The 16,665-nt window shown below is 45.6% G+C and carries 14 protein-coding genes; 11 read left to right on the top strand and 3 right to left on the bottom strand.

The window, feature by feature from the left end; all coding sequences use genetic code 11:
- Positions 1 to 64: 64 nt before the first annotated feature.
- The 7 genes from OH455_RS09630 to rnd all read left to right on the top strand — a co-directional run bounded on the left by OH455_RS09630 (position 65) and on the right by rnd (position 7,472).
- On the top strand, positions 65 to 1,990 hold the full coding sequence (locus tag OH455_RS09630) for an ATP-dependent DNA helicase (protein WP_269981221.1): 1,926 nt from the start codon (positions 65 to 67) through the stop codon (positions 1,988 to 1,990).
- 12 nt (positions 1,991 to 2,002) lie between these two features.
- The gene (tsaB, locus tag OH455_RS09625) at positions 2,003 to 2,704 is read left to right on the top strand and encodes a tRNA (adenosine(37)-N6)-threonylcarbamoyltransferase complex dimerization subunit type 1 TsaB (protein WP_269981220.1); all 702 of its coding nucleotides are present in this window, start codon (positions 2,003 to 2,005) and stop codon (positions 2,702 to 2,704) included.
- Positions 2,705 to 2,724: 20 nt separating this feature from the next.
- Positions 2,725 to 3,027 (top strand): chromosome partitioning protein ParA, encoded by a 303-nt coding sequence (locus OH455_RS09620; RefSeq protein WP_269981219.1) that lies wholly within the window; start codon positions 2,725 to 2,727, stop codon positions 3,025 to 3,027.
- 19 nt (positions 3,028 to 3,046) lie between these two features.
- Positions 3,047 to 3,604, top strand: a complete 558-nt coding sequence (locus OH455_RS09615) for a Slp family lipoprotein (protein ID WP_045975221.1) — start codon at positions 3,047 to 3,049, stop codon at positions 3,602 to 3,604.
- A complete protein-coding gene (locus OH455_RS09610; protein ID WP_269981218.1) occupies positions 3,601 to 4,458 on the top strand; it encodes an alpha/beta fold hydrolase in 858 nt (285 codons plus the stop codon). The genes OH455_RS09615 and OH455_RS09610 overlap by 4 nt, the downstream gene beginning before the upstream one ends.
- Positions 4,459 to 4,568: 110 nt before the next feature.
- A complete protein-coding gene (gene fadD / locus OH455_RS09605; RefSeq protein ID WP_045975219.1) occupies positions 4,569 to 6,257 on the top strand; it encodes a long-chain-fatty-acid--CoA ligase FadD in 1,689 nt (562 codons plus the stop codon).
- 99 nt (positions 6,258 to 6,356) lie between these two features.
- Positions 6,357 to 7,472: a ribonuclease D gene (gene rnd, locus OH455_RS09600; protein WP_269981217.1), complete on the top strand. Its 1,116-nt coding sequence runs from the start codon at positions 6,357 to 6,359 to the stop codon at positions 7,470 to 7,472.
- A 67-nt stretch (positions 7,473 to 7,539) separates the two neighbouring features.
- On the opposite strand, the gene OH455_RS09595 is transcribed toward rnd, so the two are convergent.
- Together OH455_RS09595 and rne are read right to left on the bottom strand one after the other, a co-directional pair.
- Positions 7,540 to 9,099, bottom strand: a complete 1,560-nt coding sequence (locus OH455_RS09595; protein ID WP_269981216.1) for a SulP family inorganic anion transporter — start codon at positions 9,097 to 9,099, stop codon at positions 7,540 to 7,542.
- A gap of 298 nt (positions 9,100 to 9,397) precedes the next feature.
- Positions 9,398 to 12,313: a ribonuclease E gene (gene rne / locus OH455_RS09590; protein ID WP_269981215.1), complete on the bottom strand. Its 2,916-nt coding sequence runs from the start codon at positions 12,311 to 12,313 to the stop codon at positions 9,398 to 9,400.
- Between the two features lie 558 nt (positions 12,314 to 12,871).
- On the opposite strand from rne, the gene rluC reads away from it, so the two are divergent.
- Complete coding sequence (gene rluC, locus OH455_RS09585; protein ID WP_269981214.1) at positions 12,872 to 13,816, top strand: 23S rRNA pseudouridine(955/2504/2580) synthase RluC; 945 nt, start codon at positions 12,872 to 12,874, stop codon at positions 13,814 to 13,816.
- Positions 13,817 to 14,172: 356 nt separating this feature from the next.
- Here the strand turns inward: rluC and OH455_RS09580 are convergent, their stop codons facing one another.
- On the bottom strand, positions 14,173 to 14,754 hold the full coding sequence (locus OH455_RS09580; RefSeq protein ID WP_269981213.1) for a Maf family protein: 582 nt from the start codon (positions 14,752 to 14,754) through the stop codon (positions 14,173 to 14,175).
- A 148-nt stretch (positions 14,755 to 14,902) separates the two neighbouring features.
- Between OH455_RS09580 and yceD the strand changes: the two genes are divergently transcribed.
- The 3 genes from yceD to plsX are packed head-to-tail and all read left to right on the top strand — an operon-like array spanning position 14,903 to position 16,664.
- On the top strand, positions 14,903 to 15,427 hold the full coding sequence (gene yceD / locus OH455_RS09575) for a 23S rRNA accumulation protein YceD (protein WP_006959290.1): 525 nt from the start codon (positions 14,903 to 14,905) through the stop codon (positions 15,425 to 15,427).
- Positions 15,428 to 15,458: 31 nt separating this feature from the next.
- Positions 15,459 to 15,629: a 50S ribosomal protein L32 gene (gene rpmF / locus OH455_RS09570; protein ID WP_006959289.1), complete on the top strand. Its 171-nt coding sequence runs from the start codon at positions 15,459 to 15,461 to the stop codon at positions 15,627 to 15,629.
- A 9-nt stretch (positions 15,630 to 15,638) separates the two neighbouring features.
- A complete protein-coding gene (gene plsX, locus OH455_RS09565; protein WP_269981212.1) occupies positions 15,639 to 16,664 on the top strand; it encodes a phosphate acyltransferase PlsX in 1,026 nt (341 codons plus the stop codon).
- Position 16,665 lies beyond the last annotated feature (1 nt).

Raw genomic sequence — 16,665 nt, 5'->3', positions numbered from 1 at the left:
CCAGTCTCTAAACCTGCCATAATCCCTCGTTCGTAACCTCATTCAATTCAAATTACACTACTTGATGATCTCGAAAACGTTCTCAGCAGATGGTGCTCTAGGTAAAGCGATTCCTGGGTTCCAACCCCGACAGGCTCAACTTGATATGGCTGAATCTGTGGTTAAAGCAATTAAAAGTGACCAGCAAGTCGTTATTGAAGCAGGAACCGGGACAGGGAAAACCTTCGCTTATCTGGTTCCTGCATTACTGAGTGGTAAAAAAACCATCATTAGTACCGGTTCGAAAAACCTCCAAGAACAGTTGTTTCATCGTGATTTACCCTTGATGACGGACGCACTGGGCTTTTACGGTCAAGTGGCGTTACTTAAGGGGCGAGCAAACTACTTGTGTCTTGACCGTCTTAGTCGACAAATGGTTGAAAGTCATGGGCATCATGCGGATCCAGCGCTGCTCAGCCAGCTGGTCAAAGTCCGCTCATGGGCGAGTGAGACCAAAACTGGCGATTTAGGCGATTGTGACGAAATCGCAGAAGACAGCCCAGTTATCCCAACGATTACTTCAACCAACGACAATTGCTTAGGTAAAGAGTGTCCAAGTTATCAAGATTGTTTTGTTCTTAAGGCTCGCAAAAAAGCCATGGATGCGGACGTTGTGGTCGTTAATCATCATCTATTTTTGGCCGATTTAGCGATAAAAGAAACGGGGTTTGGGGAGCTGATACCAGAAGCGGAAGTGTTTATCTTCGACGAAGCTCACCAGTTACCTGATATTGCCAGTCAGTACTTTGGTCAGTCTCTCTCTAGCCGTCAGATTCAGGAGCTTTGTAAGGATATTGAAATAGGTTATCGCACCGAAGCAAAAGACATGCGCCAATTGCAGAAGATCAGCGAGAAATTGCTGCAAACTGCGATGGACTTAAGAATTGCCCTCGGTGAACCAGGTTTCCGAGGTAACTGGCGTGAAGCGATTCAATCTCCCTCAATTGCCAGAGAACTAGAAAGATTACGTGAGTCGCTGGATTTTTGTCTCGAAGTACTCAAATTAGCATTGGGTCGGAGCCAGCTGTTGGATACGGCGTATGAACGAGCCAGCACAATTCAAGCGAGACTGGAACGAATTTGTGAGGTTTCCATTACGGGGTACTCTTATTGGTATGATACGACGCCGCGTCATTTTAGCCTTCATATCACCCCGCTTTCGGTATCAGACAAATTTCAGGAACAGATCGAGTTAAAGCAAGGGGCGTGGGTATTTACTTCCGCTACTTTAGGTGTAAAAGGGGATTTCGGTCATTTTACTTCTCGGTTGGGCCTAAAACCTCAGACGGAAATGTCTTTGCCAAGTCCATTTGATTATCAGAGTCAGGCAAGGTTATGTGTGCCGCGTTACCTTCCTGAGCCGAATAGTCCGGGTATGGCGGATAAGCTTGTTCGCATGCTCGGCCCTTTGATCGAGCAGAATCAGGGGCGCTGTTTTTTCCTTTGTACCTCGCATAGCATGATGCGGGAACTCGGTGAGAGGTTCCGTGAGCGTTTGAGCATTCCAGTGCTAATGCAAGGTGAAACCAGTAAACAAAAAACACTGGCAGAGTTTATGGAACTGGGTAATGCTTTGCTGGTGGCGACAGGTGCATTTTGGGAAGGGATTGATGTTAGAGGTGACACACTGAGCTGTGTTATTATCGATAAATTACCTTTCACAGCACCCGACGACCCGCTACTTAAAGCGCGGATAGAAGATTGCCAGCTTAAAGGTGGGGACCCATTTTCACAGGTCCAGATACCGGATGCCGTGATTACCCTTAAGCAAGGGGTTGGTCGCTTAATCCGAGATAAAAAAGACAAAGGTGCGTTGATCATTTGTGATAATCGTTTAGTGACACGCGAATATGGCGGCGTATTTCTTGCCAGCTTACCTCCAATTCCCAGAACACGGGACTTGGGGCTAGTGCAGGATTTCCTTAAAAAAATTTCACAAACAACCGAATAATCAGAGAATTCAATGAGTGCAAAAATTCTTGCCTTAGACACGGCAACAGAGAACTGCTCTGTTGCGTTGCTAGTTAATGACCAGATCTATGTTCGTAGTGAAGTAGCACCACGAGACCACACTAAAAAGATCCTCCCGATGGTAGACGAAGTGCTGAAAGAAGCGGGGATCACTCTGGCTGAACTTGACGCGCTCGCGTTTGGTCGTGGACCGGGCAGTTTTACAGGTGTCCGCATTGGCATTGGTATTGCACAAGGTTTAGCATTTGGTGCTGATCTGCCTATGATTGGTGTTTCAACATTGCAAGCCATGGCTCAAGGTAGTTACCGTAAACATGGTGTGAGCCACGTGGCGTGTGCGATTGACGCGCGAATGAGCGAAATCTACTGGGGTCGTTTTTCGCGTCAAGAAGATGGCACTTGGATTGCTACTGATGCCGAATGTGTTATTCCTCCGGCGGTTTTGTCTGAAAATAGCCAAAGTGACGAGCAACGTTGGCTGACTGCAGGAACGGGTTGGGAAGCGTATAATGAAGCGCTAGCGGAGCTGAAATTTGAAGTCTCTGCAGGAGCAGTTCTTTTCCCCGATGCGGAAGATATCGTGGCATTGGCTAAACTCGAGTGGGAAAAGGGTAACACTTTGACGGTAGAGGATGCGAGTCCTGTGTATCTGCGTGATACCGTTGCATGGAAGAAATTGCCAGGCAGAGAATAAGGTGAAATTAGACGGATAGTATGGTTTCGATTAATGGATTACCTCCTTCGGTTCCGGGGCCGAATAAGGCCAATAAAACTGGAAAAAAGAATGAGGTAAAAAAATCTCAGGATCAGTCGTCCGTTGGCCGACCTTCGAAAGTCGCCAATGCGGTGGCTCATTCTATCCGTCAGGTAAACGAGTCAGACATCCATAGAGCTCAAGTGCAATACGATTTGCCTGAAGGACAGGGTCGTAAAGCGATGGAAGAGTATATGAATGTGATGAATCAGTCTAAGCGTGATGAACTATCGCAGCTGTTAGGTGTCGATATTTATATCTAGTTCTTTTGGTTAAGCTCTTATGATACCACGTGTTTTTAAACTCCTTTCTATGGTTAGTGTTTTGGCTACACTTACAGCCTGTAGTACGCTTCCAGAAAATCTTGCGTCAGATAATCCAGCTCTACAAACGGACTACTCTCGCTGGCAAGCTTCAGCATCACAAGCGCAGGAGTTACGTTTGGGGGGGGTTATTGCTAGCGTGACTAATCTGAAAGATAAGACACGAGTGGAGATCGTGAATTTACCAATCGGCTCGAATGGTAAGCCTGATATTGACCAAGAACCGCAAGGTCGATTCGTTGGATATATCAATGGCTTTGCGGATCCGGTAACACTGTCAAAAGGGCGATTGATTACTTTACTCGGTGATAGCCGTGGTACTGAAATCGCCAAAGTGGGTGACTATCGCTATGACTTCCCTGCTATGGATATCAAGAGTTACCATCTGTGGCGGATAGAAGAGCGCGTGATTGTTCACAATGACTTCGGGCCCTCGATGTATCCTTGCCGCAGTTTATATTGTCGTGACCTCACCCGCGGAACTAAACATGGCAAGGTGGTTCAAGAAGTTAAATGACCCGAAGAGACACTCGTTACCCCTTAGCAGATGGCTTCATAGCCGCTATTGAATACGGATACAGCCAGGCAGCGGATTGCTCTATTGTTTTTCTTCATGGCTGGTTGGACAACGCTGCTAGCTTTGAATCTTTGATGCAAGAGCTGCATCAATCCGCGCCAGAACTGCATTTGTGCGCGATTGATTTGCCCGGTCATGGCCATTCCAGTCACAAGTCCGGTAGTAATTTCTACTCATTTCATGACTACATTGACGATGTTTATCAGTTTCTGGCTAACTTATCGACAAACAGACTCGTGCTGGTAGGACATTCTCTTGGTGCTTTGATTGCAAGTTGCTATAGTGCCGCCTTTCCTGAGCAGATCAATGGATTGGTTCAGATAGAAGGGCGTGGGCCATTGGCGGAAGAAGAGAACGAAACGGTTTCTCGGTTGAGAGAAGGCGTTTTGAGTCGTCAAAGGATACGCAGTAAGCCAACTAGGGCATTTGAATCAGATACCATTGCTATTGATGTTAGAGCAAAGGTGAATCAAATTGCTTGTGAACTTATCAGACCCATAGTCAAGAGAGGGTTGGTAAAGACCAACGATGGCTGGGTATGGCGTCATGATGAGAAATTGCAAAGCCAGTCTTTGTATCGAATGTCATTTGAGCATGCGCAATCAATCAGGCGGCAGATCACCTGTCCGCAGATTGTGGTGCTAGGCGAACAAGGTTTTCCTCATTTGCAGAAGACACCGAATGATAGTCCCAATTCGACCGAAATTTTTACGGTTGAGGGAGGACATCACTGTCATCTGCAAGTCCCTTCTAGAGTATCTGACCTAATTTTTGGCTTAGTTAACAAAATTTAAACAAGTGTTTGAGTCTTTCGTGCTCAAGTTCTTTGCCTGTGTTGTAATGGACGTCAATAAAATCACGGCGTTTCGTCGACAACAGTCAGCTTAATTCGAGGAGTATTACCGTGGATAAACCTTGGTTATCACGTTATCCAAGTGATGTGCCTGAGCATATCAACCCAGATCAATATCCGTCATTGGTGGAAATGTTTGAACAGTCAGTACAGAAATATGCTGACCAACCTGCCTTTATGAATATGGGCTCGGTAATGACATTTCGTAAGCTTGAAGAGCGCAGCCGTGCTTTTGCCGCTTACCTGCAAAACGAACTTAAGCTGAAAAAGGGCGATCGTGTCGCTTTGATGATGCCAAATCTTCTTCAATACCCAGTGGCATTGTTCGGTGTTTTGCGCGCAGGATTGATTGCTGTCAATGTCAACCCTCTGTACACACCGCGCGAACTTGAACATCAGCTAAATGATTCTGGTGCGAAAGCTATTGTGATCGTATCTAACTTTGCTAACACATTAGAGCAAATCGTAGACAATACTCCGGTTAAGCATGTCGTATTGACCAGTTTGGGTCAAATGCTTCCGCGCGCAAAGGGCACCTTGGTCGACTTTGTGGTTAAGTACGTGAAAGGTATGGTGCCGAAGTATGATCTGCCCGGGGCGATTTCAATGCGTAAGGCTTTGCATAAAGGTCGACGTTTACAATACGTGAAACCTTTCATGTCTGGCGATGACATAGCTTTCCTTCAGTACACAGGTGGTACGACAGGGGTTGCGAAAGGTGCCATCCTAACTCATAGCAATATGATAGCAAACATTTTGCAGGCCAAAGGAATGTACGGGCCGGTACTAAAAGAAGGTAGAGAAGTGGTTGTGACCGCGTTGCCTCTTTACCACGTATTTGCTTTGACGGTGAACTGCCTATTGTTCCTTGAACTGGGTGGACGCAACCTGCTAATCACTAATCCGCGAGATATCCCAGGTTTTGTCAAAGAACTACAAAAGTGTCCGTTCACTGCAATTACCGGTGTCAACACGCTGTTCAATGCCTTGGTCAACAATGAAGATTTCCATGAGCTGGACTTTAGCAATCTAAAGTTGGCGGTAGGTGGCGGCATGGCCGTTCAACGTGCAGTTGCTGAGCAGTGGAAGAAGACAACTGGCGTACACCTATTAGAAGGTTATGGTCTCACCGAATGTTCTCCTTTGGTGACAGTTAACCCCTACGACCTCATCGAGTATACAGGAGCAATTGGTTTGCCTGTCCCCTCCACTGAAGTTCGTATTGTTGATGACGAAGGGAAGCCGTTGCCAAATACCGAAGTCGGTGAACTGCAGGTTCGTGGCCCTCAGGTCATGCAAGGTTACTGGCAAAGACCCGAAGCCAGCAAAGAAGTCATCAATAGTGAAGGGTGGTTGTCTACAGGGGATATCGTTAAGTTCGATGATCAGGGTCTGATTCACATTGTGGACCGTAAGAAGGACATGATTTTGGTGTCAGGCTTCAATGTATATCCAAATGAGATTGAAGATGTGGTGGCACTGCATGGAAAAGTAATGGAAGTTGCAGCCATTGGCCAACCTCATGAAGTCTCAGGTGAACTGGTCAAGATCTATGTAGTTAAACGTGATCCAAGTTTGACGAAAGATGAGCTCATAGCCCATTGTCGTCAGCACTTGACGGGCTATAAAGTTCCTAAGCTAGTTGAATTCAAAGATGAATTACCTAAAACCAATGTCGGTAAAATATTGCGCCGTGTCCTGCGCGAAGAGAATGATGCAAAGTTAGCCAAGGCTAGCTAAAGTTAAAGATAAGCACGGCCAAGTGTTTAATGTTAAAATGCCGACCAATACTAGTCGGCATTTTTATTTGTAGACCCCATCAGTCACAGTGAGAACTTTGTGAATTATCAAATCATTACCCGTCCAGATCAGCTAGAAAAAGTGTGTGAACAAGCTAGAGGCACAGATGTTGTTATGCTTGACACCGAGTTTGTCCGAACACGAACCTACCACCCCCAGCTTGGTCTTATTCAGTTATTTGATGGTGAAACACTTTCTTTGATTGATCCAACAGTCATTGATGATATGACCGCGTTTGTCCACCTTCTCAAGGACACATCCGTGTTAAAGGTTTTACACGCGTGTGGTGAAGACTTAGAAGTGTTTAACAACAGCTTTGATTGCCTGCCGTATCCTATGGTAGACACTCAATTGATGGCGGCATTTTTAGGTCATGGCCTGTCAACGGGTTTCGCTTCTTTGGTCGAATCTTATCTTGGTGTAGAACTGGATAAAAGTGAGTCGCGTACAGACTGGCTTGCAAGACCATTAACCGATAAACAACTCGACTACGCCGCAGCAGACGTCCACTACCTATTTCCTTTATATGAAAAACTACTTGAAGATATTATTCAAGCTGGCTGGTGGGAAGCCGCTCAGCAAGAAAGTGACTTGCTTGCAACCAAACGCATCAAATCACTTGATCCTGAAAAAGCTTATTTGGATATTAAGGGTGCTTGGCAGCTAAAACCGAGTGAGTTAGCGATATTAAAACCACTTGCCACCTGGCGTTTCAAAGAAGCAATTCGTCGTGACCTAGCACTGAACTTTATCTTTAAAGAGAATGATCTGCTGCTTGTTGCGCGCTTAGGCTTACAGAACAAACAAAGAATGGAACAGGAAGGTCTCGATATTCGTTCTGTGCAACGCCACAGCGCACGTATTATCTCGATTGTTAAATCAGCCCAAATGACGCCTGTTGATGAGTATCCTGCTAAAATTGAGCGTTTGATGGATATGCCAGGCTACAAGCAGAAGTTTAAAACCCTTAAAGATGAAGTGAAAAAAGCCTCTCAGGCGTCTGGGCTTGCGACAGAGTTTTTAGCATCCAAGAAACAATTAAATCAGTTGATGAGCTGGGTGTGGAAGAAAGATCGTGATCCATCCACTTTACCTGATGTGATGCAGAGTTGGCGTTTGGATCTGATGGGTGACAAACTCAACAAATTACTATAATAATTAATGATAAATAAAAAGGGCTTCCCAATGGAAGCCCTTTTTATCTATTTAACCCACAAGCAAATTAACCCGCAAGTACATCAGTGGCGACTTTGTAGCTTGGATCTTCTTTTACGTTAATCTCTACCAAGCTGCCTGCCTTATCGAGGAGCTTACGACAATCTGGGCTTAGGTGGCGTAAATGAAGTGTCTTGCCCTGAGCAGAGTAACGCTCGGCCAGTGTTTCGATAGCTTCGATAGCTGAGTGGTCGGTTACACGTGAATCTGCGAAATCGACGATAACATCACTTGGATCTTCATGCGCATCGAAAATTTCAAGGAAGTTGGCTACTGAACCGAAGAATACAGGGCCGTGAATTTTGTACTCTTTAGAACCTTCTGCGTTGATACTTGTATCGGCATAGATGTGTTTAGCGTGTTGCCAAGCAAACATCAGAGCAGAAGCAATAACACCAACAAAGACGGCAATAGCAAGGTCGGTCATTACTGTTACGACCGTTACTAGTACGATTACAAAGAAGTCTTGCTTTGGTACGCGACGAGCCAGTTTGAATGTTGCCCACTCGAAAGTACCGATCACCACCATGAACATTACACCGACGAGTGCCGCTAGTGGGATCATTTCGATAAGTGAAGAAGCGAAAAGGATAAATATCAGCAGTGCAGAGGCTGCTACAATACCCGACAAACGACCGCGGCCCCCTGAGTTAACGTTGATCATCGACTGACCAATCATCGCACAGCCACCCATAGCGCCAAACACGGAACATGTCATGTTTGCCATTCCCTGACCAATACATTCACGGTTTGACTGACCACGAGTGTTCGTCATTTCATCTAAAACTGTCAGTGTAAGCAGAGACTCAATCAGACCAATTGCGGCAAGAATGAGAGCGTACGGAAGGATAATTTGTAGCGTTTCTAGCGTTAGCGGGACTGCTGGGATAGAAAACGTTGGTAGTGAACCTGCCAGCGTCGCAGCAGCATCACCAGACATAGTGCGTAGGAAATCAACAACGGTACGTGTTTCTAGATCTAAGCCTACAACCAAAGCGGTCACAGTAACGATCGCTACTAAGGAAGAAGGAACTGCGGTAGTGAACTTTGGTAAGAAGTGAATAATCGCCATCGTTAGTGCGACTAAACCCAGCATCAATATCATCTGATCTTGAGGTAGCCAAGTTAGCATACCGTTAATGTCCGGCGCTTTGAACTGACCAAGCTGAGCTAGGAAAATAACAATCGCTAAACCGTTGACGAAGCCGATCATAACAGGATGTGGCACGATGCGGATGAATTTACCTAACTTAAATAGGCCAGCGGTTACCTGAAAGATACCGGCCAGTAATATGGCGGCAAAAAGATACTGGACGCCGTGTGATGCTACGAGAGAGACCATTACGACAGCCATTGCACCTGTTGCGCCCGAGATCATACCTGGACGCCCGCCAAAGATGGAGGTGATAAGGCCAACAATGAATGCAGCGTATAGACCAACCATAGGGTCAACACCTGCAACGAACGCAAAAGCAACGGCTTCAGGAACCAAGGCTAAAGCAACGGTCAGGCCAGATAACACGTCATTTTTTACAGAGTGTTTTGAAAATTGAGGAAATTCAAACATGCTTGCTCAGTTATGCTAAATGTTTACGGTAATTCTGAATATCAGAGAACGAAAGTTTGTCGTATAGGTTCTAGCTTAGTTTTCATGTAAGCAAAATGCGATGTAAAAGAGCACTGAAAACCAAACAAATGATTCAGATCGAGTCGGCGAATGCTACCTAAAAGTGTGATTAAGTTCAACAATGAAGCAGGTATTGGCTAATATTTGTGACAAATAGTGAGAGTCGTCATGCTCTTCACTGAATACACACAAAAAAACAGCCCCGTCATGGGGCTGTTTTTATTTTCATCAAACCTGACTAAAAGTTTTGAGGTTTTGCCATTGCAGCGCTGGCTTTATTGCTAGCGACTTGGCTACCTGCTCCTTTTGACAGGTATCGATCTTCTCGGAAAGGCGCAGCAATCACAGTAATATCTTTCATCTCTGTGGTGCCTGGGGCTTTTGCCATAGGGGCAGAGGCATGACCTTTAAATGCCTTCGGCACAACGATGTCAGAGCTTACAGTCACTTCAGTTGCTGTAACCGCTTCTCGAACAGTCTTCTCTTGCGCAGTTTCTGTCGATGCTTGGACTTGTTCAGTAACAGGCGTTTCCGCTAACTGAGCTGCTTCTACAGGTACGGTTTGCTCAACTAAAGGCTCAACCACTGATGCTGGTCGACGAACAATCACTTTACCCATGGCCATTTCAGGACAAGCAAATCCACCAAGTGCTGAAGTAGTCACTTCTGGAGCCGCAGCCTGTTCAGCTTTCGCTTTGTGCTTCGGCTCTGGTTTAGAGATACCGTAGCTCGGCATGACTTTACCCATTGCCATTTCAGGTGAAGCAACGCCACCTTTGCGTAAGCGGAATGGGTTAGGACGACGATCGCGACCACGACGACGGCGCTGACCGCTCGCACGCAGATGACGTGGAGAGCGGCGATTACGGCGTTGTTTTGGTTGTTCAGCCTCTTCCACATCCGTAGCTACTGTATGCTCTTCTACCGCTTCAGCTTTTGCTTCTGTAGTAACTTGCTTCGCATCTTCATCCGCTTTCGCTTTTGCAGCTTGGTCTTTGACTCGTACTTGCTTAGATAGCTTGCGGCGTTGACGACGTTCTTTCACTTTAGCGGCTTTCTCTTCCGCTCGCTCTTTGCGCGCTTCAGGTTTGTCAGTCTGTTGAGCGTCAGCCGCTAGTTTTAGACCTTCTTCAGCAACTTTGTTTGGCTTCGCATCATCGCGTTTGTTACGGCGATCTTGCTTAGGTTTACGGTTTTGCTGTTTACGTTCATTAGGCTTCGCTTCATTCGCAGCTTCGTCACGCTTGTTATCACGTCTGTTATCGCGCTTATCGTCACGGTTGTCGTTTCGATTATCGCGATTACCACGACGACGGTTGTCGTTACGGTTACGGCGGTTACGATTGTTGCGGTTACCCTCTTTACGCTCTTTAGGCTTCTGTTCTTCTTGCTTCTCTTCTTCTTTAGCTGAACCAAATAGGAAGCTGCCTAGTGCTTTAAAGATGCGGTTTACGAGTCCAGGTTGAGCCGTCTCAGTGTCAGCTTTCGCTTTCTTCTCAGGCGCTTTTTTAGCGACAGGTTTCGCTGGAGCAGGTGCAGACTGGGTTGGTGATGCGAAGCCTTTTAGGGCAGGCTCTTCAATCTTCTTCGCTTTGACTTCTTGCTCTACTGGCTCTTTACCTTCTGCTTCCTTCATCGCTTCGAGCTTTTTAGGAACTAGGTAAGAAAGCAGATCGAACTCTTCACCTTCACGTACTCGAATCACTTCAAAATGTGGCGTTTCCATATCTGAGTTAGGAACCACAGTGATCTTAGCTTCTTGATTACGTTCAATATGGTTGATTGAACGACGCTTTTCATTCAGAAGGTAAGATGCAATAGGGACAGGAACCACCGCCAGAACTTGCGCAGTATTGTCTTTCAGTGCTTCTTCTTCTATCAAACGAAGAACAGAGAGGGCAAGAGATTCATTATCACGAACGACACCAGTACCGCTACAGCGAGGGCAAATGTGGTGACTTGCTTCAGCTAGAGAAGGACTCAAACGTTGACGCGACATTTCTAACAGGCCAAAGCGCGAGATACGACCGATTTGAACACGAGCACGATCAAGACGAACAGCGTCACGCAGACGGTTCTCCACTTCGCGTTGATGGCGTACCGGCGTCATATCAATAAAGTCGATAACGACAAGGCCACCTAGATCACGAAGACGAAGTTGGCGAGCAATTTCATCGGCCGCTTCAAGGTTGGTGTTCAATGCCGTCTCTTCGATATCGCCGCCTTTCGTTGCACGGGCAGAGTTGATATCGATAGAGGTCAGAGCTTCTGTTGGGTCGATGACAATTGAACCACCAGAAGGTAGACGAACTTCACGTTGGAAAGCCGATTCAATCTGACTTTCAATTTGGTAATGACTAAATAGGGGGACCTCACGGTCGTGTTTTTTGACTCGGTTTTCAAAGTCAGGACGAACAAGGCGAATGTGTTGTAGAGCGCGTTCAAAGATAGTATTGCTATCGATCAGAATTTCACCGATATCACGACGTAAGTAATCGCGAATAGCACGAACGATAACGTTACTTTCTTGATGGATAAGGAAAGGAGCAGGGTTCGCCTCAGAAGCTTGTTTGATAGCGCCCCAATGGTTGAGGAGAACATTCAAGTCCCACTCAAGTTCTTCTGCGCTCTTTCCTACACCAGCCGTACGGACAATAAGTCCCATACCTTGTGGCAATTCTAGAGTGCTCAATGCCGCTTTCAGTTGCGTACGCTCATCCCCTTCGATTCGGCGAGAAATGCCACCTGCACGAGGGTTATTTGGCATCAGAACAAGGTAACTACCTGCAAGAGACACAAAAGTCGTGAGGGCTGCACCTTTGCTGCCACGTTCTTCTTTCTCTACTTGAACAATTACTTCTTGACCTTCAGTCAGCACCTCTTTAATGCTTGGGCGACCTTGGTAAGTGTAACCTTCAGGAAAGTATTCGCGGGCAATTTCTTTTAGAGGAAGGAAACCGTGTCGCTCTGCACCGTAATCGACAAAAGCTGCTTCCAGACTTGGTTCGATGCGAGTAATACGTCCTTTGTAGATGTTTGCTTTTTTCGATTCGTGGCCTGGGCTTTCGATATCTAAATCATATAAGCGCTGACCATCAACCAAAGCAACACGCAACTCTTCTTTTTGAGTTGCGTTGATTAGCATTCTTTTCATTGATAAATCTCGTTGTCATTCTATGTTGTCTTGCTGCCTTAATGTATCTTTCACGGTGCCTGATCCCATGGCTTAAATTTGTGCAGCCTCCCGGCTGGAGGGATGCTCTTTGGGCACGTCAGTCTTACAAACAAATTTGGCTTGTAAGCCGCAATGATGGCGGATAATACTCAACATGAAAGATTTTTGAGTAGGGCAACAAGTTGTACTAACTCCGAAAATGTCTTACGCCATGTGCTGCATTTTGGTAAATTAGCGGCTACTCAATGTCTTGCTCAAAAATGAATAGGTTTGTGTAAAATGCAACCTAATCATCCATTGCAGGTGTGAACTATAGCAGTACCCATTAAAGTCAGCAATCTGCTTTATTATAAAACGCTAAAAAACCCATTTTTTATTTCTGTAAAGCGCTGTATTTAAAAGATTTGTTTGATGATTTTTGAGAATTGTAAATATGTTGGTGAATTTTTATTCGTAGCGTAACAGAAACTCATTCTTAGAAAGGGATTTACCAAATCGTCACCTAGAAAATGTGAACTAGAATGGTAGAATATCGAAATGAGTGAAATTAGAACTAAAGTCCAATTTGTCGATATCGACGAAGATATGGCTGGTCAGCGTATCGATAACTTCTTACGTAACCAACTTAAAGCTATCCCTAAAAGCATGGTTTATCGGATCTTGCGCAAGGGAGAAGTACGCGTAAACAAAAAACGAATTAAAGCTGAATATAAATTGAAGGCGGGGGATTTGGTCAGAATTCCTCCAGTCACGATTGAAGAGAAGCAAGACGAAGTCGCACCGAGTACAAAATTGAATAAAGTCGCTGAGCTAGAACATATGATCATCCATGAAGATGAACATATGCTTATCCTCAATAAACCTTCGGGCACGGCAGTTCACGGAGGAAGCGGGCTTAAATTTGGTGCGATTGAAGCTTTACGAGCACTCAGGCCACAAGCTCGTTTTCTTGAGCTAGTACATCGTATTGATCGTGATACTTCGGGAATCCTTTTGGTTGCGAAAAAGCGCTCTGCGCTGCGTCATCTACAAGCTCAGTTTCGTGAGAAAACCGTGCAGAAATACTATTTCGCGTTAGTGATGGGGCAGTGGAAGAGTAGTTGTAAGGTTGTAAACGTACCACTATTGAAAAATGAAGTGAACAGCATCGTCCGTGTCAACTCTCAGGGTAAGCCTTCTGAGACACGTTTTAAGATTATTGAAAAGTTCGCTGAGGCTACTTTGATTCAGGCCAGTCCAATAACAGGACGTACACATCAAATCCGTGTCCATACTCAGTATACTGGCCATCCTATTGCTTGGGACGATCGTTATGGAGATCGACGCTTTGATGCTTACACAGGAAAAGTTGGGTTAGACCGACTGTTTCTTCATGCCGCTAATATTAAATTCAAACACCCATCCAATGACGAGTTGATGGAAGTGAGTGCGCCAATGGAAGTAAAGTTGGAGAAGGCGCTAGCGGGTTTACGTAAGCTTTAAAGGCAGGCTTTGCCTGAGAAGCGGGAACGGACTTTGTCCTATGGATCGCTTCACTAATGGAACGGGCGTTGCCCTATGGAACACTTCGTTGCGGGATAACTGGATCGGGCTTCGCCCTGATAGAAAGAAGAAGCTTTTTTTTGGTCATTCCATAGAGCGACGAAGGAGCGAGTAGGGAATCTTTAAAAGGTTCTCACTCGTATGAAGAGATCCCCAACTCGGTCGTACCTCCCTCTCGGGGATGACAGTTTTAATCTATTGAAATGAAAAGGGTTGACGCTATGTGCCAACCCTCATAATTATCCCGCATCCCGCATCCCGCATCCCGCATCCCGCATCCCGCATCCCGCATCTCCCTAAAGTACCTCAAAACCTTGCGTTTCAAGCATATCAATCAAGTCAATCAATGGTAGCCCAACCAAAGTATTCGGGTCTTTCCCTTCCAACTTTTCAAATAGTGCGATACCCAGCCCCTCACTTTTAAAACTGCCAGCGCAGTAATACGGCTCTTCTTTCTCTACATAGCGATTGATCTGTTGTTGAGTTAGCTGACGGAAATGAACCGTGAACGTATCCAGTTTGACATCTGTGATATTCGTTTCGGTGTTGTGAAGCGCAAGCCCGGTGTAAAACTGTATCGACTTACCGCTTTGGCGAGTCAACTGTTTGATCGCGGTTTCTCGATTGAGAGGTTTGCCAATGATTTCTCCGTCAATTACACATACTTGATCGCTGCCAATAACAAGACTCGGTTGGCTCGTTGCGCATGATTGTGCTTTTTCCTTTGCGAGGCGTTTCACCAGGTGCTCTGGTTGCTCGTTTATTAATGGTGTTTCGTCGCAGTCAGGTGAGGCAGTATCAAAGGGTATCGACAGTTTATTGAGCAGTTGTTTTCTAAACGGTGAAGTCGATGCTAAAACAAGTTGGTATTGTGGCATTTTCCAGTACAATCTTTCAGGGAGTTAGCACTAGCTTAATAGATATTACGATGCGAGTCCTAGCTCTTCTGATGATAAGGAAAAAAACTACAACTTTTTATCCTTTTTCTTTGACTCAAAACGAATTGGAAGATAGAATTCGCGCCCTATGCAAAAGGTAAAAATACCGCGAACGGTTGATCCGGCACGCGCTGCTCAGAAGCGACTTGATTATGATGGTATCATTCAGGTTAGTCTTTTTAAGCGTTTGTTCGAATCAGTTGAAGGCGTTAAACGCGACGCTCAAGTGTCATTGTCATTTGAGTTAGATGAACAGCGACTCGTTGTTATCTCTGGTAAAGCTAACATCGAAGTTGATTTAGAGTGTCAACGCTGTAATGAGGTTTTCGCACATGAGTGCGATGTCCAATTCACTTATACACCTTACAAAGGTGAAAAGACTGAAGAGGAAGCACCGGAAGAGTACGATTTGGTAGATCTGAACGAGTACGGTGAAATTGACCTGATACAGTTAGTTGAAGACGAGTTCATTCTAAACTTGCCTCAAATCGCAAAGCACGAAGAAGCGGATTGCAGCGTTAAATCAGACAATTTGGTATTTGGTGAAATTCCAGAAGAAATTGTGGAAGAAAAGCCGAATCCATTCGATGTTTTAAAAAACTTAAAGAAGTAATTCTTTAAGAATTAACATAGGAGTAGGGTCAATGGCCGTACAAAAGAGCAAGAAATCACGTTCAAAGCGTGGCATGCGTCGTTCACACGATGCCCTATCTACAGCTGCACTATCTGTAGACGCAACTTCAGGTGAAACTCACCTGCGCCACAACGTAACTGCTGAAGGTTACTACCGTGGTAAAAAGGTTATCAACAAGTAAGGTTGACCTTTGCCTAATATAACCGTTGCACTTGATGCAATGGGCGGGGATTTCGGTCCTCGCGTCACAGTGCCTGCCGCCGTGCAGGCACTGTCGCATTTCCCAGAGCTGAAAGTGATCCTCATAGGTGATCAGACCGCGATCACAACTCAATTATCGTCTCTTGGTTATCAGCCTGATGCTCGTTTGAGTATTCAACATAGTGACCGAGTTATCTCAGATTCTGAAAAACCTTCTCTCGCACTTCGAAACAGTAGTGGTACCTCTATGGGAATGGCTATTGATGCGGTTGCGCAAGACAGTGCCGATGCATGTGTCAGTGGTGGAAACACAGGGGCACTCATGGCTTTATCACGTTTTCGACTGAAGTTATTACCAGGAGTTGAACGCCCAGCATTAATCTCTGCTTTACCCACCGCTTCCGGTGGCAGAACTTGGATGCTTGATCTTGGAGCAAACGTTTCTAGTGACGCTGATTCATTGTTCCAGTTCGCTGTGATGGGAAGTGCATTGACCGAGCAATACTTGGATAGGCCGCCGCGGGTGGCAATTCTCAATATCGGTGCCGAGGAAATTAAGGGTAACGATCTGGTTAAACGTTGTGCTGAAATGTTGTCTCAGACGCAGTCCGTGAATTTTGTCGGCTATATTGAAGGTAATCAGTTACTCCACGATGCGGCGGATGTGGTGGTATGTGACGGCTTTGTTGGTAATGTTTGCCTCAAAGCATGTGAGGGTACCGCCCAGCTATTTATTGAAAAGTTGAAAGCGAGCATGATGGCTTCATCTGTAAAAGGCTGGATTGCAAGAAAATTGTTTTCTGGTCTATTTAATGAGCTGAAAACATTGAACCCCGACCAGTATAACGGCGCAAGTTTGCTAGGATTGCGCGGCATTGTCATAAAAAGCCACGGAAGTGCTGACGTAGACGCTGTCATCAACGCCATTGGAGAAGCGTTACACGAGGTCAAACGACAAGTACCAAGCCGTATTAGCGATCGTTTGGAAGCGGTTTTACTCGAGAGGCATTATTAGT

It is taken from the genome of Vibrio sp. T11.5, assembly GCF_027587155.1.
Classification (GTDB): Bacteria; Pseudomonadota; Gammaproteobacteria; order Enterobacterales; family Vibrionaceae; genus Vibrio; species Vibrio neptunius.
Note: the sequence above shows the minus strand (reverse complement) of the source record. Positions and strands in the feature narration are given on the sequence as shown.

Coding starts and splice junctions, on each gene's coding strand:
- rpmF (WP_006959289.1), top strand. CDS start 15,459: ATGGCCGTACAAAAGAGCAAGAAATCACGTTCAAAGCGTGGCATGCGT.
- OH455_RS09615 (WP_045975221.1), top strand. CDS start 3,047: ATGATACCACGTGTTTTTAAACTCCTTTCTATGGTTAGTGTTTTGGCT.
- rne (WP_269981215.1), bottom strand. CDS start 12,313: ATGAAAAGAATGCTAATCAACGCAACTCAAAAAGAAGAGTTGCGTGTT.
- OH455_RS09610 (WP_269981218.1), top strand. CDS start 3,601: ATGACCCGAAGAGACACTCGTTACCCCTTAGCAGATGGCTTCATAGCC.
- rluC (WP_269981214.1), top strand. CDS start 12,872: ATGAGTGAAATTAGAACTAAAGTCCAATTTGTCGATATCGACGAAGAT.
- OH455_RS09630 (WP_269981221.1), top strand. CDS start 65: ATGATCTCGAAAACGTTCTCAGCAGATGGTGCTCTAGGTAAAGCGATT.
- OH455_RS09620 (WP_269981219.1), top strand. CDS start 2,725: ATGGTTTCGATTAATGGATTACCTCCTTCGGTTCCGGGGCCGAATAAG.
- OH455_RS09595 (WP_269981216.1), bottom strand. CDS start 9,099: ATGTTTGAATTTCCTCAATTTTCAAAACACTCTGTAAAAAATGACGTG.
- OH455_RS09580 (WP_269981213.1), bottom strand. CDS start 14,754: ATGCCACAATACCAACTTGTTTTAGCATCGACTTCACCGTTTAGAAAA.
- yceD (WP_006959290.1), top strand. CDS start 14,903: ATGCAAAAGGTAAAAATACCGCGAACGGTTGATCCGGCACGCGCTGCT.
- tsaB (WP_269981220.1), top strand. CDS start 2,003: ATGAGTGCAAAAATTCTTGCCTTAGACACGGCAACAGAGAACTGCTCT.